This is a genomic window from Serratia sp. C2(1) (assembly GCF_036352655.1).
Taxonomy (GTDB): domain Bacteria; phylum Pseudomonadota; class Gammaproteobacteria; order Enterobacterales; family Enterobacteriaceae; genus Serratia; species Serratia inhibens.
The window spans coordinates 2,101,854-2,121,892 of the sequence record NZ_JAZFBA010000001.1 but is presented as its reverse complement, the minus strand read 5'-3'; the positions used below and the strand labels follow the sequence as shown (position 1 = coordinate 2,121,892).

Genomic DNA, 20,039 nt, shown 5'->3' with positions numbered 1-20,039 from the left:
ACTCATCAGTCCACCTGATCATTGACAGCAATAAATTATCGTTTTACGATAACTTATTGCTGTTTTTCAAGGATGACTCGCTATGGTTTCTGCGCCACGGATCCACCTTCCGCTTTACGTACGTTGCTTGTGTTTGTTGATCATGGCGATGCTGATTATCAGCACCGGCGTGGAGATGTTCATGATTGTTCAGGGCTGGGTGCAGGGCGAGGCGTTCAACAGCATCGTGGCCGCCTATCGCGACTACTACCCGGAGCTGAATGCCTACGCCATCCCGCAACAGCGCTGGGCGATTTTTGCCACCCTGTTGCTGGATATGTTCGCCTACGTGCCTTATTACAGCGCGCTGTTGTGCGGTGCCGGGCTGTTTTATCAGTTTTATCGCGGCAATGTCTGGCATCGCAACAATATGCTGTTGCTGCAGATCATCGGCATTTTATTGATTGTCGATGTACTGTTCCCTTCATTGGCCGGTATGTTGCAGGTGATGATACTGACCGCCAGTGAAAAAATGCTGTTAATAATTTATTATGGCGTCAACAGCGAGTCGGTACGTTCGTTGATCGTAGGCTGCGCAATTCTGGTGTTTAGTCGGGTATTCCTGGAAGCGCTGCGGCTGAATGAAGAACAGCTTTCTTTCGTGTGAGAATAGAGTGGCGATAATAGTAAGTCTTGATGTCATGTTAGCCAAAAGGAAGATGCGATCGAAGGAGCTTGCGGAACAGGTGGGGATCACTGAGCAAAATTTATCGTTGCTGAAGAACGGTAAGGTCAAAGGCGTCAGGTTGGAAACGTTGGACAAAATCTGCCGCATTCTCGATTGCCAACCGGGCGATCTGCTGGCCTGGGAACCTGATAGCGAAGGCTGACGCGGCAGCGCATTTTGCGCGCCGCACGCTATTTGAACCATTCGATTGCCGCCGCGGTGAAACAGGTTGTGTGTTTATTTTAAGTTAAATCATTCGGCACATCATTTAACGGTGATGCGTTTTGCTTCGGCGTTGCCTAAGGGGCATTCTGATTAATAAACTAAAAAAAGTGTCTTTTTTATTTACCGCGACCGACGGTTAAGTCTATTTTAAGGAGAATATATGACATTGCGTCATGGTATCCCCGCGCTGATAATATTTCTGAGTGGCTGCAGTACTATTCAGGCAGATTTATCTCATTCATCCTGGGATCCGCCGGCGCGGGCAACGCGGGAGCAGAAGCAGCGCATCAGTAGTGGAGAGTCAGCCTATTCCGTATTGCACGAAGGCTCGCCCAGTATCGGCGGAACCCTGGACTGGTCCCGGTTATGGGATCGTTAACTCGCAAGAAAATATTATGCCTGCGAATGATAAGCCTCAATGTCACCTATTTAATTAAGGTTTATTGTTTTTCGGTTAATGTGTTTTTTCTCCGATGACGTTTATTTTAACGGCAAATACTGCCGCTCTTGATTTAATGGAATGAGCGCCTGCATGGGCCTTATTACAGGAGTTTATTGTGGAAAAAGGCATCCTTGTTATTTTCCTATTCTTATTATTGCCCTGGAGCCATCCGGCCGTTGCCGCCCGTTATGATCGGGAGCAGGAAGAGGTCTCGCCCGTGCTGTTTAGCAAGAAGCTGAAAGAAATGGCCCACGGCCTGTGGGACGAAATGGACCATGAAAAACCGCGGCCTCCGGTATCGACGCAAAGCGAAAACACTACGCTGGCCCTGCGTAAGGGTTGCCAGACCCAGGGAAAAGCTGCCTCTGCCACGGGGGAACCCCATCCGTCGGCCTTGCCGCGTGAAGAACACCCCTTGCTTATCGACGATTGTTAGCCCCTTACGGCATTAATGGAGTTTATGCTTTTGAAATTGACCTCTGTGGTTGCGGCGGCGTTCGCCTTACTGGCATCTGGCGTTTGCCATTCATTCGTCGACCGACATGCTCAGCCTGCAACCTCCGGCGCGAATGACGGTTTCGTTGACTATCGGCAGCGGTTTAATGGCCTGTTGCAACATCTCTGGTACGCAGAGCAAATCCGCTCGGAACAGGCGCGGCTTGCCGATTTGCGCGCACAGCGAAAAGCGCTGGAGGCCGCTATTCTTCAACGGGAATCAGAGTTATCCCCAGTATCGCCCGTTGCGTATTCCCATCGGCACAAAGAATTACAGTGCGGCTTGGCATCGGCGGTTAACCGCTGCCTGGTCGTGAGGCGGCTGCCGATCCCGGTGATGGGCGCGCATCGGCTGTATGTCGGTACTTTTTGTCGCGTGTGGATCAACTGGCGGCAGGTGGGGTGCTGAGTCTTGGGTGGAGTAAGGTAAATGTCATGTTGGGAGTGTATCAATGAAACGGATTTTTCTGGCCTGTGTGGCGCAGTGTTGTTCTTTCTCTTCGCAAGCGTTGGTTGATTTGCAATACCACGCTCCGCTGCCGCTGGATAACAAAGTCCCTGAGGATTACCAGCAAAAACGCAGCGGGCTACAGCATAAAATATGGAGCGCCGAAGGCGTGGCGCTGGCCAATGAAAAGGCGCTTGAGCGGGAACGGCAACAGGGGGTTAGCGAGCAGGCGAACCGGCGGCGCAACAGCGCGATGTTCGGCGAGCGTCGTTGCGGCAATAAACCTCAGCAGGGCGAAACGTGCCGGTTACCCGGCCGCGATATGGCTCTCCCAAATCTCAAGCGCCGTCGCTGATCCCCTGCAGTCTCGTCGGCATCTGTTCCAACAGCGCGTCGATCGCGGCCCTGGTTTTGGCCGGCAGATAGCGGGTCTGTGGCCACACGGCATGGATATCGCTGGGTAACAGCCGAATGTCGTCAAGCACCGCGACCAACTCACCGCTGCGCAGGTAGCGTGCCAGCAGCCAGTTGGGCAACCATACCAGCCCGGCGCCGGCCACGGCGGCATCGGCCAGCGAGTGCAGATCGTCGAGCCGCAGGCGGATATCGATGTTCAGCTTACAGGTAGCGGTATCGGCCTGCAGTTGGCGCCACCCGACGTCCTCGCCAAAGCGATGGTAGGCGATGCCGCTGTGGCCATCCAGCGCGGCAAGGGTTTGCGGGGTGCCGCGCGCGGCCAGATAAATCGGTGCCGCACACAGTGCAAGATGTTGGCTGCCCAACCGACGGGCGATGATGTTTGCGCTGTCATCCAGCGGGCCGATGCGTATTGCCAGATCAAAACCTTCCTCAGCCAAATCCGCCACCCGATCATTGAAGGCGATATCGATCTGCAGATTAGGGTAGCGGCCGACCAACGCCATCAGCACCGGGGTGATGCAGTGGCGGCCCAGCAGTTTTGGCGCGCTGACCCGCAAAGTGCCTTGCGGCTCTCGTCGCCCGTTGTCCAGTTCGGCGTCGGCGGCATCCAGTTCGCTTAACGCGCGCAGGCAGCGGTCGTAATAGGCCTGGCCCTCTTGGGTCAGGCTCAGGCCGCGGGCGTTGCGATGGAACAGCAAAACCCCCAGGCGCCGCTCAAGCCGGGCGATGGTTTTACCCACCGCAGAGCGGGTCAGGTGCAGGCGTTCGGCGGCCAGGGCAAAATTGCCGGCCTCGACCACCCGCACGAAGGTCGTAATGCCGGTGAGGCGATCGTTCATGGTCAAAATGGGTTCCTGTCAGGCTACACAGCCGGTCATTTAAGGCGCTCGTCAGCCTTATTTAATTCTATAGCATAGTGGATATCGGGCGCCGGGATCCTTCCGCGCTCAGGGCTATAGGAGCGATCATGAACAGCTTGTCTTTTATTACTGCCGGTGACGGTTGCAAGATTGCCTACAGGTTCGACGGCGTGGCCGATAAACCGGTTCTGGTGTTATCCAACTCGATTGGCACCACAATGGCGATGTGGGACGATCAAATCACGGCATTATCCGCGCATTTTAACCTGCTGCGTTACGACGGCAGAGGGCATGGCGCATCAGACGCCCCGGCGGGAGCCTATTCGGTCGCCAGGCTGGGGTGCGACGTGATTGAACTGCTGGATGCATTGCGGCTCGACAGGGTGTACTTCTGCGGCCTGTCGCTGGGGGGCATGGTGGGGCAGTGGCTCGGCGTACATGCGCCGGAGAGGATCGAAAAGCTGGTTCTGGCCAACACCTCGTCTTATTTGGGGCCGGCAGGGCAATGGGACGCACGGATTGCCGAATTGGGGCAGGCTGACATGCACGACGTTGCGGAAGGGTTTCTGGCCAACTGGTTTTCGACAGCATACCGGCAGCGACATGCGGCGACGGTAGCCCGATTTCGCGCCATGCTGTTGGCCACCTCCGCGCAGGGATTGGCCGGGTGTTTTGCCGCCGTTCGCGAGCTGGATATGCGCCGTACGGCGGCATTGATCCTGGCACCGACGCTGGTGATCGCCGGCAGGGACGACACCGTCACCTCGTTATCGCAGGGGGAATTGCTGGCCCGTACGGTGCCGGGCGCAGAGTTGCTGATATTGCCGGTGGTACATCTGTCCAACGTTGAGCGGCCTGATGATTTTTTGGCGGCGCTGTTGGATTTTCTGAGCGGCTAGGCCGGTCGGCAATACTCTTTCAGCATGGCGATGGCGTCCGGCTTAAGTTGGTAAAGATAGACCGGCCTGCCGGTAGTACCGTACAGAATACGGGTGCCAAGGATGCCGCTTTCTGCAAGGTAGATCAGATATTTGCGGCAAGAAACGCGCGAGATGCCGATGGCGTTGGCCAGATTGTCGGTGGAGAACTCGCCGTCATGTTGCTGTTCAATCCATTCGCACACCGTGCTCAGCGTAATAGCGGTCAGCCCCTTCGGCAGTTTCTTGCCTTCGCTGCTGCTGGGCTGGCGGCGCAGCAGGCTGTCGACGTCGCTCTGCGAGAACTCGCGTTGCGCCAGGATCTGCGACTGCTGTTGGTAGTTGTTCAACGCCTCTTTGAATCGGGTGAACTGGAAAGGCTTGATCAGATAATCCACCACGCCGTAGTGCAGTGCGCGCTGCACCGTGTCCACGTCGCTGGCGGAAGAAATAATGATGACGTCGGTTTTTTCGCCCAGCTCGCGCAGGCCGGGCAGCAGATCCAGCCCGTTTTCCTGCTGCATATAGATGTCCAGCAGCACCAGGTCGACAGTGACGTTGGCGTCGGCCAGCACCGCGCGTGCCTGCGCCAGCGTGGCGACCGTCGCCTGGCAGTGAAAACCGCTGACCTGGCTCAGATAGTATTTATTGAGTTCCGCAACCATAGGGTCGTCGTCGATAATCAATACGTTAATCATGGGTTCAGCCCTTGGCCCGATAGGGAATATGCACAAAAAATTGGGTGAGCTCACCCGGTTCAGAGTCGAAATCAATGCTGCCGCCCAGCTTCTCCAGGCTGCTGCGGATCAGCGCCAGCCCGATACCGCGCCCCGGTCCTTTGGTGGAAAAACCTTGTTCAAAAATGCGTGCGCCGATAGCCGGATCTATACCGGGGCCATCATCGCTGACAATACAGTGTAAATGATTGTCATTGTGATGGAAGCTCAGGTTGATCTCATGCCCTTCAACGCCGTCGATGGCGTCGATGGCATTTTCAATCAGATTGCCCAGCACGCTGATCAGCACATGGGTAGTCTCCGCATCGTCGCTTTCCGGCAACAAGCTGGCCTCATCGATGGTCAACTCAATGCCGGCCTCATGCGCGCGGCTGATCTTGCCGATAAAGAAACCCGCGACTTCCGGCGACTGGATCTTGCGCAGCAGCGCGCCGATTTCTTCCTGGTAGTTGCTGGCAGTATTGATGATGTAGTTTTCCAACTGCTGATAAGCCTTCATATGCAACATGCCGAGGATCACGTGCAGCTTGTTCATAAACTCATGCGACTGCACGCGCAGCGCATCGGCGTAGTGCGCCATGCCGCTCAGGCGCTGTACCAGTTGGCTGACCTCGGTTTTATCGCGGAAGGTGGCGATGGCGCCGATAACCTGGCCTTTGACGATCACCGGCACGGTATTGGTTAGCAGCTCGCTGCCGTTAAAACTGATCTGCCGGTCGCGCAGCGGTTTACCGCTGGCCAACACCTCCGCCAGATGCAGTTGGGCCGGCCAATGCTTGCTGGCGGATTCCAGCAGCAAATTCTCAAGCGGCCCGCATTGACGCAACAGCCGTTTGGCTTCGTCGTTGACAATGGTAATGCGCGACTGGTTATCGACCGCGATCACGCCTTCTTTAATTGACTGCAGCATGGCGTTGCGTTGTTCAAACAGGTTGGAAATTTCGTAGGGTTCAAAGCCGAGCATGATGCGCTTCAACGCCTTCACCAGGAAGAAAGTCCCCAGCGTGCCGACCAGCGCGGCGAAAGCTATGGTCCAGTAAATAATCCAGCGGCTTTCGCCCAGCACCCGGCGGACGGTATCCAATGCGATGCCGAGCGACACCACGCCGATCTGCTGGCGTTGCGCGTCATAAACCGGGACAAAAACCCGCAGTGACGGCCCCAGCGAGCCGCGAGTGATGGCGCTGTTGGTTTTACCGTGCAGCGCAGGTTCCAGATCCTCGCCGATAAAATGCTGGCCGATGCGCCAGGGTTTGGGGTGCGAGTAGCGAATGCCTTTCATATCGACCACCACCACGAACAGCAGCTCGTTCTGTTTACGGACCTGCTCGGCAAAGCGCTGGATTTCGCCGCTGCGATCCTGACGTTCAAGGCCGCCGATCACCGTGGAAGAGAGCGCCAGCGTATTGGCAATCGCCATCGCTTTTTGCTGCAACTGAGCCTGTCCCTCCTGGTTCATCTGCACAAAAAACAGCGCGAACACCACCAGCAGCACCGAAGCAATAATGGCGGACACCATCAGCGTGAGTGTGGTGCTGAGCTTCAGCGGGATCCGTTGTTTTGGCATGGCGGTTCTCCGAATGGCGATATCAACGATTCTTGCGGGGAATAGGTTGCAGGGTAGTGACCGGCAGCAGGTTATAACATGCTGCCGCCGGGCGAGGGATTATTTTAGTTACAAAAGCCGTATTCAGGGCTGATGGTAGATTTCCAGCGCCTGTTGGCCGCTGGCACCCTGATGGATGATCGCCATTAGCGCATTGACCACTTTTGACGGGTTGCTGTGCTGATAAACGTTGCGGCCATATACCATGCCGGATGCGCCCTGCGCCATCAGTGCGGCGGACTTCTCCAGCACCGCGCCCAGCTCGCCTTTGCCGCCGCCGCGCACCAGCGTTGGGCAGCGTGCCGCTTCCACGATGCGGTGAAAATCCTCCACCCGATCGGTCGGATCGGCCTTGATGATGTCGGCGCCCAGTTCACGCGCCAGCCGCACCAGCGGCACCATTTTTTCCACATCGCCCAGCGAGCCGTAAGCGGCACCCTGGCCGGGCGGGGCCATCACCAGCGGTTCGATCATCAGCGGCATGGCGTAGCGATCGCAGGCATGGCGCAGCCGGCCGATGTTTTCCACACACTGGCGGAAAATACCCGGTTCATCGGGGATCAGATACAGGTTAACCACCACCGCAGCGGCATCCATTTGCAGCGCAGCGAGGATCGGGGCGTCCGGGTTATGCAGCACCGCCCACATTTCGCGGTGGCGGGCGGCGTTATAGGCATTGCCGACGTCGGTACGCATCACCAGCGCCGGTTTGTCGCGCAGCGGCGAGCGTTGCAGCAAATCCGCCTGGCCGTAGTTAACCTGAATGGCATCCGGCCGGGCGGCGATCAGGTTGCCCATGACCCGTTCGATATCCTCCAGGCCGATCAAAAAATCCGGTTCATTGGCGATGCCGTGGTCGATCGCCACATCGAGGCATTTGCCGTTATTAAACAGCCGGTTCATCCGTACCTTACTGCTGAGCTGCATGTCAGATCCTCCTGAAAATAGGGATATACCCAGTATCGCTGAGTAAGCATGAGCATGAAATGGGGAAACCGCAAACTGCGTGCCCGCTCGCACATTTACTGAGAAACCGTCGCGCCATTTTTCATTGCTGCGGGCATTAACTGCGGCTGAGCGCAGTAAAGGATGCGGCCGGCTGATGGCTTTTGCGTCATTTGTTAGATCCGTGTCATGTTTTTGTTACTTGGTCATTCCAAAACGCATGTTTCGCTTGTTTGAGTTAAAAAGTTTCAATAATCTCAATTATGAAATAAACATTTAATAATGACGTGGTGACATGACTTCATCGCCAAAGGGTTTATTTCAATATGTTGTTTTTATTCTATTTTGAGATATCGATCAAAATTTTACACACCACCCGAATACGCAGGAAAAGCGGTAAATCTGCCGTATCAAGGGGATAACACCGACCGGATTGTTGTTTGAATGTAAAAAATATTTTTCATTAGCTGTCAAATCAACAGGCCTCTTCATTCTAACGATTAAAGGGTACAGAACATGAAGCTGAAGAAACTGATCGTCACCTCGGTACTGATGTGCATGTTGCCGGCCAGCGTGTTGGCAAAAGACATCAAGATCGGCGTTTCAATGGCTTATTTCGATGACAACTTCCTCACCATCCTGCGCCAGTCAATGCAGAACAAAATGAAGGCGGACGGCAACGTCAGCGGTCAGTTTGAAGATGCCAAAGGGGATATTGCCCAGCAAATTCAACAGGTCGAAAACTTTGTCAGTCAGGGCGTCGACGCCATCATCCTCAACCCGGTCGATACTCAGGGCGTGAAGCCGATGATCAAACTGGCGGAAAACGCCAAGATCCCGCTGGTGTTCGTTAACCGTCGTCCGGAAGTCACGCTGCCGGCGGGCATGGCTTACGTGGGCTCAGACTCCAAACTGGCCGGTAAGCTGCAAATGGAAGAGCTGGCCAAGCAGATGAACGGCAAGGGCAACGTGATGATCCTGATGGGCGAGCTGTCCAATGAAGCGACCCGCGACCGTACCCGCGGCGTGGAAGAGGTGGCGGCCAAGTACCCCGGTATCAAAATCCTCGACAAACAAACCGCCAAGTGGGGCCGTAAAGAAGCCGTCGACATTACCACCGACTGGGTGCTGACCGGTCAGCAGATTGATGCTATCGCCTCCAACAACGACGAAATGGCCATCGGCGCGATCCTGGCGCTGAAGCAGGCGAAGAAAAGTGGCGTGCTGGTGGCCGGCGTCGACGGTACTCCGGACGCGTTGGAGTTCATCAAGAAGGGCGATCTGGCGCTGAGCGTATTCCAGGACGCCAAAGGGCAGGGTGAGGGCGCAGTGCAAACCGCCATTCAACTGGTTAAGGGCGAGAAGGTGGAGAGCAATGTCCTGATCCCGTATCAGTTGATCACCAAGGCCAATTATCAGGAATTTGCCGACAAGAACAGAAAATAAGCGTTAAAGCAGCGCGGTTATATCCTTGGCCGTATTTACCCGGTTCACGGGGGTAAATACGGCAGGGATGCATTGACGAACGGCGGAGGTTATCAGCATGTATCCTTATGTTCTTGAGGCTGAAGGCATCAGTAAGCAGTTTCCCGGCGTGAAGGCGCTGGACAAGGTCTCAATTAAAATCAAACCAGGCAGCGTACACGCGTTAATGGGGGAGAACGGCGCGGGAAAATCCACGCTGATGAAATGTTTAATCGGCATTTATCACCCCGACGAAGGCACCATTAAAATAAAAGGCGAACCGGTGATCTTCAGCGACACGCTGCAGGCGCTGCATTCGGGCATTTCCATGATTCACCAGGAGCTTAACCTGGTGCCTTACATGACGGTGGCGGAAAACATCTGGCTGGGGCGCGAACCGGTGCGGCTCGGCTTCGTCAATCATGACGAGCTGAACAGAAAAACCCGCGATCTGCTGGCGCGGCTGAACATCAAGTTAAAACCGGAGACTCTGGTCGGCGAACTTAGCATCGCCAGCCAGCAAATGGTGGAGATCGCCAAGGCGGTTTCCTATAACGCAGACGTCCTGATTATGGACGAACCGACCTCGGCGCTGACCGAAAGCGAGGTCGGGCACCTGTTCGCCATCATTCGCGAGCTGCGTGAACAGGGCAAAGGCATTATCTACATCAGCCACAAGATGGACGAGATTTTTGCCATCACCGATGAGGTGAGTATTTTCCGCGACGGCACCTTTATCGCCTGCGATAAAACCGAAAACCTGACCAAGCAATCGCTGATCACCATGATGGTGGGGCGCGAACTGACCCAAATGTTCCCCAAGTTCAACAACAATATCGGCGAGGAAGTGCTGCGGGTCGAAGGGCTGCGGCGTTCGGACTGGTTCCACGATGTTTCGTTCAGCGTTAAACGCGGCGAAATCCTCGGCGTCGCCGGGCTGGTGGGCGCAGGCCGCAGCGAGGTGATGGAAAGTTTGTTCGGCATGCACCCGGCGGACGGTGGCAGCATCTTTATCGAGGGTAAGGCGGCGAAGGTCGATTCCCCATCGAAGGCCATCGAACTCGGGCTGGCTTTTCTTACCGAAGATCGCAAAAAGTCCGGGTTGTTTCTGGTGCTGTCGGTGGTCGAGAACATGAGTATCGTCAACCTGTCGGAGTACATCGGCAAGAACGGGTTTGTCAGCCATGTGCAAATGGCCAAAGACTGCATGGAGCAGATTAAAAAGCTCAACATCAAAACCCCGACCATGGATCAAATCATCAATAACCTGAGCGGCGGCAATCAGCAGAAGGTGCTTATCGCTCGCTGGCTGCTGGCACAGCCGAAAATATTGATTCTCGACGAGCCCACGCGCGGTATCGACGTAGGGGCGAAAGCGGAAATTTATCGCCTGATCAGCGAGCTGGCCAACCGTGGCGTCGCCATTATTTTGGTGTCCTCGGAATTGCCGGAGATCCTTGGCATGAGCGACCGGGTGATGGTCATGCACGGCGGCCGTATTACCGGCATTTTGGATAAAGAAGAAGCGGATCAGGAAAAAATCCTGGCGCTGGCCTCTGAATAACGCAAAGGTGAACCACCATGAGTAATGTAAAAATCGAGAAGCCGCTTGCGGGTAAAGCGCCACTGTTCTCTGGCCTGAGCGGTAAAATGCCGAAAGACACCGGCATCTTCATCGTAATGATCGGCATCGCGCTGATATTCGAAATTCTCGGCTGGTATATCCGCGATCGGTCATTCCTGATGAACCCCAACCGGCTGTTGCTGATCGTACTGCAGGTGGCGATTATCGGCATCATCGCCGTCGGCGTTACCCAGGTCATTATCACCACCGGCATCGATCTTTCATCCGGCTCGCTGATTGCGCTGACGGCGGTGGTGGCGGCCAGTTTGGCGCAAACCTCCGACAGCATTTCACCGATGTACCCGGCACTGCTCGATTTGCCTGCGGCGATCCCGATCGGCGCGGGGATAGGGGTGGGCATCGTTTGCGGCTTCATCAACGGTTTCCTGATTACCCGCACCGGTATTCCGCCTTTTATCGCCACTCTGGGCATGATGGTGTCGGCGCGCGGCCTGGCGCAGTATTACACCCAGGGTAACCCGGTCAGCTTCCTGTCCGACGGCTTTACCTCGATCGGCCAGGGCGCGATGCCGGTGATCATCTTCCTGGTGATTGCGGTGATTTTCCATATCGCGCTGAAACATACCCGCTACGGCAAATATATCTACGCTATCGGCGGCAACATGACCTCGGCCCGGGTATCCGGCATCAACGTCAATAAATACCTGGTGACGGTGTATACCATCGCCGGCGGTCTGGCGGGGTTGGCGGGTGTGGTGCTGGCGGCGCGCGTCAGCAGCGGGCAGTCGAGCATGGGGATGTCTTACGAACTGGATGCCATCGCCGCGGCGGTGATCGGCGGCAGCAGCCTGATGGGCGGCGTCGGGCGCATTACCGGCACGCTGATCGGCGCGGTGATCCTCGGGCTGATTAAAAGCGGCTTCACCTTTATCGGCGTGGACTCCTACATTCAGGACATTATCAAAGGCGTGATTATCGTCGCCGCCGTGTCGATCGACATGCACCGTAACCGCAAAAAACACTGATTGCCGTGAATTTCCGCCGGAGCAGCCTGGCCGGCGGTATTTTTTTACCTCTGGGGAATCACCATGAAATACTTAAAAAAAATCGTGCTGGTGGCGGCGCTCAGCTGTTCCACCTCGGCGCTGGCGGAAACCATCGGCGTATCGATGGCCTATTTTGACCAGAACTTCCTGACCATTATCCGCCACTCGATAGACAAAGAGGCCAAGGCGCGCGGCATCACCGTGCAGTTCGAAGACGCACGCGGCGACGTTGGCCGCCAGACCGATCAGGTGCAGAGCTTTATCAGCGCCGGCGTGGACGCGATTATTGTCGATCCGGTCAATTCGGCGGGTACGCCGGCCATCACCAAACTGGTGACGAAGGCGGGCATTCCGTTGGTGTACGTGAACCGCACGCCGGGCGACAGCAAGTTGCCTGCCGGCGTGGTGTTTGTCGGTTCCGACGAGAAAGAGTCCGGCACCCTGCAAATGGAAGAGTTGGCGCGTCTGGCGAACTACAAGGGCAATGTCGCGATCATGATCGGTAACCTGACAGATGCCGGTGCGCTGCAACGCACCAAAGACGTGGAGCAGGTGGTAGCGAAGTACCCGAACATGAAGGTCGTGCAAAAGCAAAGCGCCAACTACTCGCGCAGCGAAGGCATGGATTTGATGATGAACTGGGTCACTAACGGCGAACCTATCGATATTGTCGCCGCCAACAACGACGAGATGGCGATTGGCGCGATCATGGCATTGCAGCAGGCCGGCAAGCGTGACAGCAAGGTGCTGATCGGCGGCATCGACGCCACGCCGGACGGCCTGAAGGCGCTGTCTTCCGGCAAGATGCAGGTGACGGTATTCCAGGACGCCGTTGGCCAGGGCAAAGCTTCGGTCGACGTAGCGCAGCGGATGATCAAAGGCGAAAAACTGGAGCCGTATTACTGGATCCCGTTTGAGCTGGTAACGCCGGCCACTATGCAAAAATTCGTGGCGAAGCAGTGACGGCGTAGCCATTCAAAGCCTGTTTCTGTTTCCTTGGCGGGGCGCTGCATATTGTGCCTGTCGTGATTTTATCCTCAACCTCGGGAGCTGCTTGCAGCTCTTTTTTGTTGTGTCATCGGCGGGTAGATTTCGCTGATAACTGTATTTATATACAGTCATTGGGTGGCAATAGTGCCACCGCGAGGAGACACATCATGACCGACACTTGTATCGATATTATTGCGTTGGGCCAACAAACGGCCCCCACCGGATCGCTGATGAAAGTTGCTGCTTTCAAAGCGGGCCTGCTAGGCAAACAAATCCGTGGCACTTTGGGTGGCGGTACCTTTGTCGCTGTTCCTGCCGCCGGCATTACGCCTGACGGTTGCATTTATGTGGCGCAACCGGCCAGCTCACCCTACTGCTGGATGCGGGTGCTGGACGCCGACTCGGTGTTGAATCCGGAAATGTTCGGTGCTGTGGGTGATGGCCTCAACAATGATTATCCCGCATTGAAGCAACTGTTCAGTTATGCCAACAGCGTCGCTTCTGCACAATCGCCGCAGAAGATGGTGCTGGGAGGACATTACCGTCTGGCGGATGTGGTTGAATCGAATCAGACAACGCCGTTTGAACCCTTGGACGCGCCGGGTTTCACCACGATTGGCGGCGGCGGAAAACTCTATCTGGACAACAATAAAACTACGTTGACCATGGTGCAGTTTGTCAATAAAACCGACTTTACGTTTGGCGATCTGACGCTGACCCGCAATGGCAGCGATCCGACTCGTTTGTGGTCGAAACAGGCCACCGCGTTGTTTGTTGACGGTGGCCAACGCTTCCGTTTGCACGACCTTGATCTGTTTATGCATACCGATGCGATCAGCATCAGACAGTCGGAAAGTTTCGAGGTGGTCAGCAATAAATGCCATGAGTTGGGTGAAGAGGGCATTGCGGTGCGCGGTAGCCGCCGGTGGGTGCTGCGCGACAATGAAATCTACCACCATAACGGTGACGGTATTTTGCTGAAGACCTCTTCGACCAGCAGTTTTGACGGCAAGATCCTCAATAACCGTCTGTACGATGCGATTGGCGCACCCGATACTGCGCAGGGGCATCGCGGTGGCGGCATTACTCTCAATGACGAAAATGGCGGTTCTACCACTTTCTTCCGCAATTTGCTGGTGCAGGGAAACTCGTTGACCAACCTTTCCTACGGTATCGCCTTCACCAATATTGAAGACTGGGAGGTGGCGGATAACTTTGTCGATAACATCGATCGCTTCGGTATCATTGTGGACAGCGAATTGAGCAATAACCCACAGAAAAACCCGATTAAACGCAGCAAGTGCGTGGGTAATACCGTGCGCAATACGGTACAGAACGGTATCAGCTTCACCACGCTGAATGAGATTCTCGTGCAATACGCGCTGATCGCCGATAATCAGGTGGATACCTGCGGTACCAGCCCGACGGCGGAATACCCCGGCATCTCCGCCACGGGTGCCACCATTACCGGCAACCGTGTACTGAACTGCAAGATTGGCCTTTCCACCAGCGGCTGCGTCACCAGCGGCAATTTCTTTGAAGGCTCTACCTTCACCAGCGCCGGTTCCGGCAGCAATTATATCAAGCTGGCCGCGGGTGGCAGCTTTGTCGGCAATCGGGTAACGGACAGCAATCAGGGGCACATCCGCCTGTCCGATCCCGGCAGCTTTGTGTTCGCCGATAATATTGTGCAGCTCAGTTCTTCCTTTGCCGGGTTGTATCTGATCGGCAGTGACTACGGCCCTAACACCGTCATTGGCAAAAACGTATTTGATACCGCTTTTACGGCAGTAACCCGGTTCCAGATTGGCATCACCAGTATCCGCCGGATACAGATGGACGCGTCCGCTTACGGCCGCAGGGCGTTTCGTTACGACAGCCAACCGCCAACGGGTATTGATGTGCGGGTGGGCGATGAGGTTTATAACTTCAATGCGGTGCCAGGGCAGCCGCGCAAGTTCAGTTGTGTCTCTGTGGGGGAAGATCCGGTGTGGGTCGGCGGCGATTTTGTCGATCTGCTCGTCTCGTCCTTGCCTCAGGATGTGACGCTGGCACCGGGAGCAAGCCTGGATATCGATGCGCAGCTGGCGGCGGTTCAGCCCACTTTTGTCGCTAACGGAGTGAAGTTTAACCAGAGCCCGAAAAAAGTGAAAAGTACGGTGTGCGTCAGTGAGGCGGGCACGGTGACCTTCACGTTGACCAACCCGACGTCCAGTGCGGTAACGCTGCCGGAGCTGAAGCTAACTACGCGGTGTAATAACGGTAACTGACATTAAGGGCGCTGCTGATGCAGCGCCCTGGTTGGAGCTGGCGTTATAAAGGGCGTTACCAGCCCTTCACCGCGTCACCCTTGTAGATGTCGGCTGCGCTGGCGGCCACTTCATCGGTCTGGTAGGCCTTGACCAAATCCTTCACGTTTTCGCTGTCTTTGTTATCGATACGGGTAGCGAAGATATTGACGTAAGGCGAGTTTTTGTCTTCGACAAACAAACCGTTCCTGGCCGGTGACAGGCCGATCTGGCTGGCGTAGTTGGTATTGATAATCGCCAGCGCTACCTGTTTATCGTCCAGTGCGCGCGGCAACTGCGGCGCTTCGATCTCGACGATTTTCAGTTTCTTCGGATTGCCGACGATATCCAGCGCGGTAGGCAGCAAGCCGACGCCGTCTTTCAGAACGATCAGCCCCTGTTTTTGCAACAGCAGCAGTGAGCGGCCGAGATTGGTGGGATCGTTCGGCACGGCGATCTGTGCACCGTCCGGCAGTTGGCTGAGAGAGGTGATTTTTTTCGAATAACCGGCTATCGGGTAAACGAAGGTGTTGCCCACCGCGACCAGCTTGTAGCCGCGTTCCTGAATTTGTTTTTCCAGGTATGGCCGGTGCTGGAAGGCATTAATATCCAGATCGCCGTTGTTCAATGCCTCGTTGGGCAGTACGTAATCATTGAACGTCACCACTTCCACATCCAGGTTGTACTTCTGTTTGGCGACCTTCTGCACCACTGCCCACATCGATTGATCGATACCGGAGCTGATGCCAACCTTAATATGGTGGCTGTCTTGATCCGCCGGCCCGCAGGCGGTGAGCAGCAGGGTACCGGCTACCGCCAAGGTTGCGGCGAGCTTTTTTAGCCTAAATGTCATTTTCCCAGAGTCCTTTTCAAAATAGCCTGCTGGTTATTGCAGGCTTAACAGTGGCTATGACTCTAAGTAAACGTCTGGATAAAACAAAAGACTGATTCACTATGATTAATAGCGATTTGCTATGAGCAACGTCAGGCGTTGCCGGGGGTGAAATAACGGTTATAGGATTGCTCTGTTTGTGCCCTTGCTCTCCGGTTTGTTTTGACTGCGGATCTACCGGGTTATTATGATGTTCGCAGGCCCGGCAGGGGCAGAATTCACGAAAGGAAAATACAATGCGATTTAACATCTGGAGCAAGGCGCTGCTGCCGCTGGTGGTGTTGGCTTGCGTATCGGCGACGCAGGTACAGGCGGCGGAGCAGGGCCAGCAGGCGACGGTTGAACCCATCCCCAAAACGCTGTTGGGCAACTGGCATGTCAGCAAGATTTTGCCGACGCAAACCGTGGGTTGCTGGGACGAACAGCAGGCAAAAAGCCTGGTCGGCGGCAAAATCAGCTATAAGGCCGACGGCTTCAGTTGGAACGGCACCGCGCTGAAGAATGAAGGCGCTACCCTCAGCACGGTCGAGGCGCAGGAGTTTGTCGAGGACAACTCCGGCAGCAGCTCCTACATTGACTTCCCGATGCTGGGCATCAGTACGCCATCGGTTGAGCGGGTGGCGATCCAGCATGCCGACACCGAGATTAAAGGCATCACCGATCAAGGCACCGAAGGCGTGCCCGGCGACAACGTGCTGGTGAAAGACGCCAACACGCTGATTCTGTCGGTTTGCAATGTCTGGTTTGAAGTGCAGCGCGTGCGTTAATCCCTCTCTGGCCCCGGCAGCGGGGCCATTCTCTGCGTAATATCCCCGTCCGATTGCCGCGTTTCTGAACTAAAATTAACCATAACGATATGGCCCGATGGGCTATCGGAGCCTCGGCTCTCTACCGAGTCAATGACAGGAGGCGCTATGTGTTATCAACATATTTTAATTACCACAGATCTGAGCGATGACGGCAAACGGCTGGTTGAAAAAGGCGCGTTGCTGGCTGCCGCCTTGAAGGCCAAACTCTCCCTGATCTACGTGGACGTTCATTACGATACCTATCACGCGGCGATTGGCTTTTCGGAGAGAAGCTACGACGGCGTATCCTTCGACGACAAGATCAAAAAAGAGATGGAACCGATGACCCAAAATGTGAATTACCCGATCAACGAGGTGATTATTGGGCGCGGTGATTTTATTGAACAATTGAAGAACGCGGTGGTGGATAAAGGGATAGATCTGGCGATCTTCGGCCATCATCACGACCTGTGGAACAACCTGTTTTCATCGACCCGCCATGCCATCAATCAGCTGAACGTCGACGTGCTGGTGATCCCGATTAAATCTTGATGCATGAACAAACCGCGCGGCTGCGCGGTTTGTCGCCTCCCGATTGCCTACCCTTTGCCTCGTTCCTTGATAGCCAAATGAATATCTCATGCTGAAAACTTGCGTATCAGATAAGTGGATACTAATGTGTAGTTATGAATGAAAATGACATCTTCAAAGCGCTGGCGGATCCCACCCGTCGCGCCATCTTCGAAAAGCTGGCGATTGGCAGCATGAATGCCAGTGCGCTGCGCGAAGGCATGCAAATCAGCCAATCGGCCATGTCCCAGCATCTGGCGGTGTTGCGCCACGCCGGGCTGGTGTGCGAGGAGCGGCAGGGCCGCTTCGTCAATTACGAAGTCGATCCCCAGGGCCTGGCGCTGCTCGCCCGCTGGCTGGATAAGTACCGTGCCTTCTGGCCGGCCCAGATCGACAAATTGAACATTTTGCTCAAGGACATGGACCAATGAACGACACCGGCTGCGAAAAACGGGGCGAGCCTTTGCTCCTCGAATACCGGCTCGACGCGCCGCCGGAGAAAGTCTGGCGGGCGATTGGCATCCCTGAGTTGCGCGAGCAATGGTTGCCACAACACATATTGGCCGATGCCGAGCCGGTGGTTTCGATGGCGGGTGAGGAAATCCGCTACCGGATGCGCGATGACGAACCGCCATTCCTCGAAAGCACGGTAACGCTGCAAATCCGGCCTGACGCCGATGGCGGCAGCCTGTTGCGCATTATCCATGTACTGGACGACGCACGCCTGACGGCGGCCAACGACAGCGGGCAACCCCTTATGCGCGCCGCCTGACACCTTTCATTCATCAGCTTGTATCTGCAAAACGGAGTTCACCTATGCGCGAAGCGATGCTGCTCGTCCCTATGGTGGTAGAACAATCCAGCCAGGGGGAAAGATCCTTTGATATTTACTCGCGGTTGTTGCGTGATCGTATCATCTTTCTGAATGGCGAAGTCAACGACGCCATCGCCGAACTGGTCTGTGCTCAGTTGCTGTTTCTTGAGGCGGAGAACCCGGAAAAACCCATTCACCTCTACATCAACTCACCCGGCGGTGCCATTACCAGCGGCTTCGCCATTTATGACACCATGCTATTCATCAACGCGCAGGTGCATACGCTGTGCATGGGAACCGCCCGCTCTATGGGGTCGTTTCTGCTGATGGCGGGGGAGCCGGGCCACCGTGCGGCATTACCCAATGCCAGCCTGCATGTTCATCAGCCGTTGGGCGGCTTTCAGGGCCAGGCATCGGATATTTTTATTCATGCCGAAGAAATGCGACGCACCAAAAAGCGGGTGATCCGGCTGTATGCCGAACATTGCGGCCACAGCGAAGAAGAGGTTGAACAGGTGCTGGATCGCGACCGCTTTATGACGGCCGACGAGGCGGTGGAGTGGGGGCTGGTGGATCGGGTGCTGGTGCGGCGGTAGCCGGGGAAAGGGAAAAGACTTCACCTGTGCCAACAACAAAAATCCACGCAATTGCGTGGATTTTTGAGTTAGAAGCGAAGCTGAAGCTTAGACGTTAAACAAGAAGTTCATCACGTCGCCATCTTTAACGATGTAGTCTTTGCCTTCCGAACGCATCTTGCCGGCTTCTTTGGCACCTTGCTCACCCTTGTAGGTGATGAAGTCTTCGTACGCGATGGTTTGCGCGCGGATAAAGCCTTTCTCGAAGTCGGTGTGGATCTTGCCGGCCGCTTGCGGGGCGGTAGCGCCCACCGGGATGGTCCAGGCGCGCACTTCTTTTACGCCGGCGGTGAAGTAGGTTTGCAGGTTCAGCAACTCGTAACCGGCGCGGATCACGCGGTTCAGGCCCGGCTCTTCCAGGCCCAGCTCGGCCATGAACTCGGCGCGGTCTTCGTCTTCCAGCTCGGCGATGTCGGATTCCACGGCGGCACACACGGCAACCACTACGGAGCCTTCGGCGGCGGCGATTTCACGCACTTTGTCCAGGTATGGGTTGTTCTCGTAACCGTCTTCGTTGACATTGGCGATGTACATGGTCGGTTTCAGCGTCAGGAAGCTCAGGTAGCGGATGGCCGCTTTGTCTTCTTCGGTCAGGTCCAACGCGCGCAGCATACCGGCGTTTTCCAGCTGCGGCAGGCATTTTTCCAGCGCCGCCAGTTCGGCTTTCGCGTCTTTGTCGCCGCCTTTGGCTTTCTTCTGCACGCGGTGGATGGCGCGTTCGCAGGTGTCGAGATCCGACAGCGCCAGCTCGGTGTTGATGACTTCGATATCGTCAGCCGGATCAACCTTGTTGTTCACATGGATGATGTTGTCGTTTTCGAAGCAGCGCACTACGTGGCCGATAGCTTCGGTTTCACGGATGTTGGTCAGGAACTGGTTGCCCAGGCCTTCGCCTTTGGATGCGCCCTTCACCAGGCCGGCGATGTCGACGAATTCCATGGTGGTTGGCAGGATGCGCTGAGGTTTGACGATCTCGGCCAGCTTGTCCAGACGCGGATCGGGCATCGGCACCACACCGGTATTAGGTTCAATGGTGCAGAACGGGAAGTTGGCTGCTTCGATACCCGCTTTGGTCAACGCGTTGAACAGGGTGGATTTGCCTACGTTAGGCAGGCCGACGATACCGCATTTGAATCCCATGTTGTTATCACCTTAAATATCTTAAC

The 20,039-nt window shown here is 55.7% G+C and carries 22 protein-coding genes; 16 read left to right on the top strand and 6 right to left on the bottom strand.

Annotated elements, in window-relative coordinates:
* The first annotated feature begins 82 nt into the window (after window positions 1-82).
* The 5 genes from V2S86_RS09895 (at window position 83) to V2S86_RS09875 (ending at window position 2,671) form a co-directional block, all read left to right on the top strand.
* Window positions 83-646 carry a DUF2975 domain-containing protein gene (locus V2S86_RS09895; RefSeq protein WP_330762270.1) on the top strand — a complete coding sequence of 188 codons (564 nt, stop codon included), beginning with the start codon at window positions 83-85 and terminating at the stop codon, window positions 644-646.
* Between the two features lie 7 nt (window positions 647-653).
* Window positions 654-869: a helix-turn-helix domain-containing protein gene (locus V2S86_RS09890; protein WP_006316720.1), complete on the top strand. Its 216-nt coding sequence runs from the start codon at window positions 654-656 to the stop codon at window positions 867-869.
* Between the two features lie 619 nt (window positions 870-1,488).
* Window positions 1,489-1,809, top strand: coding sequence for a hypothetical protein (locus V2S86_RS09885; RefSeq protein WP_330762269.1), 321 nt, complete (start codon window positions 1,489-1,491; stop codon window positions 1,807-1,809).
* 24 nt (window positions 1,810-1,833) lie between these two features.
* Window positions 1,834-2,277 carry a hypothetical protein gene (locus V2S86_RS09880; RefSeq protein WP_330762268.1) on the top strand — a complete coding sequence of 148 codons (444 nt, stop codon included), beginning with the start codon at window positions 1,834-1,836 and terminating at the stop codon, window positions 2,275-2,277.
* A 43-nt stretch (window positions 2,278-2,320) separates the two neighbouring features.
* Window positions 2,321-2,671 carry a hypothetical protein gene (locus V2S86_RS09875; RefSeq protein ID WP_330762267.1) on the top strand — a complete coding sequence of 117 codons (351 nt, stop codon included), beginning with the start codon at window positions 2,321-2,323 and terminating at the stop codon, window positions 2,669-2,671.
* Here the strand turns inward: V2S86_RS09875 and V2S86_RS09870 are convergent.
* Window positions 2,655-3,575 (bottom strand): LysR family transcriptional regulator, encoded by a 921-nt coding sequence (locus V2S86_RS09870; protein WP_330762266.1) that lies wholly within the window; start codon window positions 3,573-3,575, stop codon window positions 2,655-2,657. The two genes, V2S86_RS09875 and V2S86_RS09870, sit on opposite strands and share 17 nt — an antisense overlap.
* A 128-nt stretch (window positions 3,576-3,703) precedes the next feature.
* On the opposite strand from V2S86_RS09870, the gene pcaD reads away from it, so the two are divergent.
* The gene (gene pcaD, locus V2S86_RS09865) at window positions 3,704-4,495 is read left to right on the top strand and encodes a 3-oxoadipate enol-lactonase (RefSeq protein ID WP_330762265.1); all 792 of its coding nucleotides are present in this window, start codon (window positions 3,704-3,706) and stop codon (window positions 4,493-4,495) included.
* Here pcaD and dcuR read toward each other — a convergent pair.
* The 3 genes from dcuR to V2S86_RS09850 form a co-directional block, all read right to left on the bottom strand.
* A complete protein-coding gene (dcuR, locus tag V2S86_RS09860) occupies window positions 4,492-5,211 on the bottom strand; it encodes a two-component system response regulator DcuR (protein ID WP_006316724.1) in 720 nt (239 codons plus the stop codon). The two genes, pcaD and dcuR, sit on opposite strands and share 4 nt — an antisense overlap.
* A gap of 4 nt (window positions 5,212-5,215) precedes the next feature.
* Window positions 5,216-6,817, bottom strand: a complete 1,602-nt coding sequence (locus V2S86_RS09855; RefSeq protein WP_330762264.1) for a sensor histidine kinase — start codon at window positions 6,815-6,817, stop codon at window positions 5,216-5,218.
* A 123-nt stretch (window positions 6,818-6,940) separates the two neighbouring features.
* Window positions 6,941-7,783: a class I fructose-bisphosphate aldolase gene (locus V2S86_RS09850; protein ID WP_330762263.1), complete on the bottom strand. Its 843-nt coding sequence runs from the start codon at window positions 7,781-7,783 to the stop codon at window positions 6,941-6,943.
* 534 nt (window positions 7,784-8,317) lie between these two features.
* On the opposite strand from V2S86_RS09850, the gene V2S86_RS09845 reads away from it, so the two are divergent.
* The 5 genes from V2S86_RS09845 (at window position 8,318) to V2S86_RS09825 (ending at window position 15,156) form a co-directional block, all read left to right on the top strand.
* The gene (locus V2S86_RS09845) at window positions 8,318-9,247 is read left to right on the top strand and encodes a sugar ABC transporter substrate-binding protein (protein ID WP_004943157.1); all 930 of its coding nucleotides are present in this window, start codon (window positions 8,318-8,320) and stop codon (window positions 9,245-9,247) included.
* A 97-nt stretch (window positions 9,248-9,344) separates the two neighbouring features.
* Window positions 9,345-10,829 (top strand): sugar ABC transporter ATP-binding protein, encoded by a 1,485-nt coding sequence (locus V2S86_RS09840; RefSeq protein WP_006316728.1) that lies wholly within the window; start codon window positions 9,345-9,347, stop codon window positions 10,827-10,829.
* Between the two features lie 17 nt (window positions 10,830-10,846).
* A complete protein-coding gene (locus V2S86_RS09835; protein ID WP_330762262.1) occupies window positions 10,847-11,875 on the top strand; it encodes an ABC transporter permease in 1,029 nt (342 codons plus the stop codon).
* Window positions 11,876-11,938: 63 nt separating this feature from the next.
* Window positions 11,939-12,859, top strand: a complete 921-nt coding sequence (locus V2S86_RS09830; RefSeq protein WP_330762261.1) for a sugar ABC transporter substrate-binding protein — start codon at window positions 11,939-11,941, stop codon at window positions 12,857-12,859.
* Window positions 12,860-13,053: 194 nt separating this feature from the next.
* Window positions 13,054-15,156, top strand: a complete 2,103-nt coding sequence (locus tag V2S86_RS09825; protein ID WP_330762260.1) for a right-handed parallel beta-helix repeat-containing protein — start codon at window positions 13,054-13,056, stop codon at window positions 15,154-15,156.
* A gap of 55 nt (window positions 15,157-15,211) precedes the next feature.
* Here V2S86_RS09825 and V2S86_RS09820 read toward each other — a convergent pair whose 3' ends face one another.
* Window positions 15,212-16,027 (bottom strand): MetQ/NlpA family lipoprotein, encoded by an 816-nt coding sequence (locus V2S86_RS09820; RefSeq protein ID WP_330762259.1) that lies wholly within the window; start codon window positions 16,025-16,027, stop codon window positions 15,212-15,214.
* A gap of 275 nt (window positions 16,028-16,302) precedes the next feature.
* Here V2S86_RS09820 and V2S86_RS09815 point away from each other — a divergent pair, with 275 nt between their 5' ends.
* From V2S86_RS09815 to V2S86_RS09795, 5 genes are all read left to right on the top strand, one after another.
* The gene (locus V2S86_RS09815; RefSeq protein WP_330762258.1) at window positions 16,303-16,833 is read left to right on the top strand and encodes a hypothetical protein; all 531 of its coding nucleotides are present in this window, start codon (window positions 16,303-16,305) and stop codon (window positions 16,831-16,833) included.
* 147 nt (window positions 16,834-16,980) lie between these two features.
* Window positions 16,981-17,406 carry a universal stress protein gene (locus V2S86_RS09810; protein ID WP_006316732.1) on the top strand — a complete coding sequence of 142 codons (426 nt, stop codon included), beginning with the start codon at window positions 16,981-16,983 and terminating at the stop codon, window positions 17,404-17,406.
* A 134-nt stretch (window positions 17,407-17,540) separates the two neighbouring features.
* Window positions 17,541-17,855 (top strand): ArsR/SmtB family transcription factor, encoded by a 315-nt coding sequence (locus V2S86_RS09805; protein ID WP_330762257.1) that lies wholly within the window; start codon window positions 17,541-17,543, stop codon window positions 17,853-17,855.
* Entirely contained in the window at window positions 17,852-18,196 is a 345-nt protein-coding gene (locus V2S86_RS09800; protein ID WP_330762256.1) for an SRPBCC family protein, read from the top strand. The genes V2S86_RS09805 and V2S86_RS09800 overlap by 4 nt, the downstream gene beginning before the upstream one ends.
* A 44-nt stretch (window positions 18,197-18,240) precedes the next feature.
* Window positions 18,241-18,834, top strand: coding sequence for an ATP-dependent Clp protease proteolytic subunit (locus V2S86_RS09795; RefSeq protein WP_330762255.1), 594 nt, complete (start codon window positions 18,241-18,243; stop codon window positions 18,832-18,834).
* 87 nt (window positions 18,835-18,921) lie between these two features.
* Here the strand turns inward: V2S86_RS09795 and ychF are convergent, their stop codons facing one another.
* Complete coding sequence (ychF, locus tag V2S86_RS09790) at window positions 18,922-20,013, bottom strand: redox-regulated ATPase YchF (protein WP_122289854.1); 1,092 nt, start codon at window positions 20,011-20,013, stop codon at window positions 18,922-18,924.
* Window positions 20,014-20,039 lie beyond the last annotated feature (26 nt).

Bases quoted from the DNA above. Each gene is read 5' to 3' on its own strand.
- V2S86_RS09840 (WP_006316728.1), top strand. From the start codon at position 9,345: ATGTATCCTTATGTTCTTGAGGCTGAAGGCATCAGTAAGCAGTTTCCC.
- V2S86_RS09850 (WP_330762263.1), bottom strand. From the start codon at position 7,783: ATGCAGCTCAGCAGTAAGGTACGGATGAACCGGCTGTTTAATAACGGC.
- V2S86_RS09830 (WP_330762261.1), top strand. From the start codon at position 11,939: ATGAAATACTTAAAAAAAATCGTGCTGGTGGCGGCGCTCAGCTGTTCC.
- V2S86_RS09815 (WP_330762258.1), top strand. From the start codon at position 16,303: ATGCGATTTAACATCTGGAGCAAGGCGCTGCTGCCGCTGGTGGTGTTG.
- V2S86_RS09870 (WP_330762266.1), bottom strand. From the start codon at position 3,575: ATGAACGATCGCCTCACCGGCATTACGACCTTCGTGCGGGTGGTCGAG.
- V2S86_RS09855 (WP_330762264.1), bottom strand. From the start codon at position 6,817: ATGCCAAAACAACGGATCCCGCTGAAGCTCAGCACCACACTCACGCTG.
- V2S86_RS09795 (WP_330762255.1), top strand. From the start codon at position 18,241: ATGCGCGAAGCGATGCTGCTCGTCCCTATGGTGGTAGAACAATCCAGC.
- V2S86_RS09880 (WP_330762268.1), top strand. From the start codon at position 1,834: ATGCTTTTGAAATTGACCTCTGTGGTTGCGGCGGCGTTCGCCTTACTG.
- V2S86_RS09895 (WP_330762270.1), top strand. From the start codon at position 83: ATGGTTTCTGCGCCACGGATCCACCTTCCGCTTTACGTACGTTGCTTG.
- V2S86_RS09825 (WP_330762260.1), top strand. From the start codon at position 13,054: ATGACCGACACTTGTATCGATATTATTGCGTTGGGCCAACAAACGGCC.
- V2S86_RS09800 (WP_330762256.1), top strand. From the start codon at position 17,852: ATGAACGACACCGGCTGCGAAAAACGGGGCGAGCCTTTGCTCCTCGAA.
- V2S86_RS09810 (WP_006316732.1), top strand. From the start codon at position 16,981: ATGTGTTATCAACATATTTTAATTACCACAGATCTGAGCGATGACGGC.
- ychF (WP_122289854.1), bottom strand. From the start codon at position 20,013: ATGGGATTCAAATGCGGTATCGTCGGCCTGCCTAACGTAGGCAAATCC.
- pcaD (WP_330762265.1), top strand. From the start codon at position 3,704: ATGAACAGCTTGTCTTTTATTACTGCCGGTGACGGTTGCAAGATTGCC.
- V2S86_RS09845 (WP_004943157.1), top strand. From the start codon at position 8,318: ATGAAGCTGAAGAAACTGATCGTCACCTCGGTACTGATGTGCATGTTG.
- V2S86_RS09835 (WP_330762262.1), top strand. From the start codon at position 10,847: ATGAGTAATGTAAAAATCGAGAAGCCGCTTGCGGGTAAAGCGCCACTG.
- V2S86_RS09820 (WP_330762259.1), bottom strand. From the start codon at position 16,027: ATGACATTTAGGCTAAAAAAGCTCGCCGCAACCTTGGCGGTAGCCGGT.
- V2S86_RS09805 (WP_330762257.1), top strand. From the start codon at position 17,541: ATGAATGAAAATGACATCTTCAAAGCGCTGGCGGATCCCACCCGTCGC.
- V2S86_RS09875 (WP_330762267.1), top strand. From the start codon at position 2,321: ATGAAACGGATTTTTCTGGCCTGTGTGGCGCAGTGTTGTTCTTTCTCT.
- dcuR (WP_006316724.1), bottom strand. From the start codon at position 5,211: ATGATTAACGTATTGATTATCGACGACGACCCTATGGTTGCGGAACTC.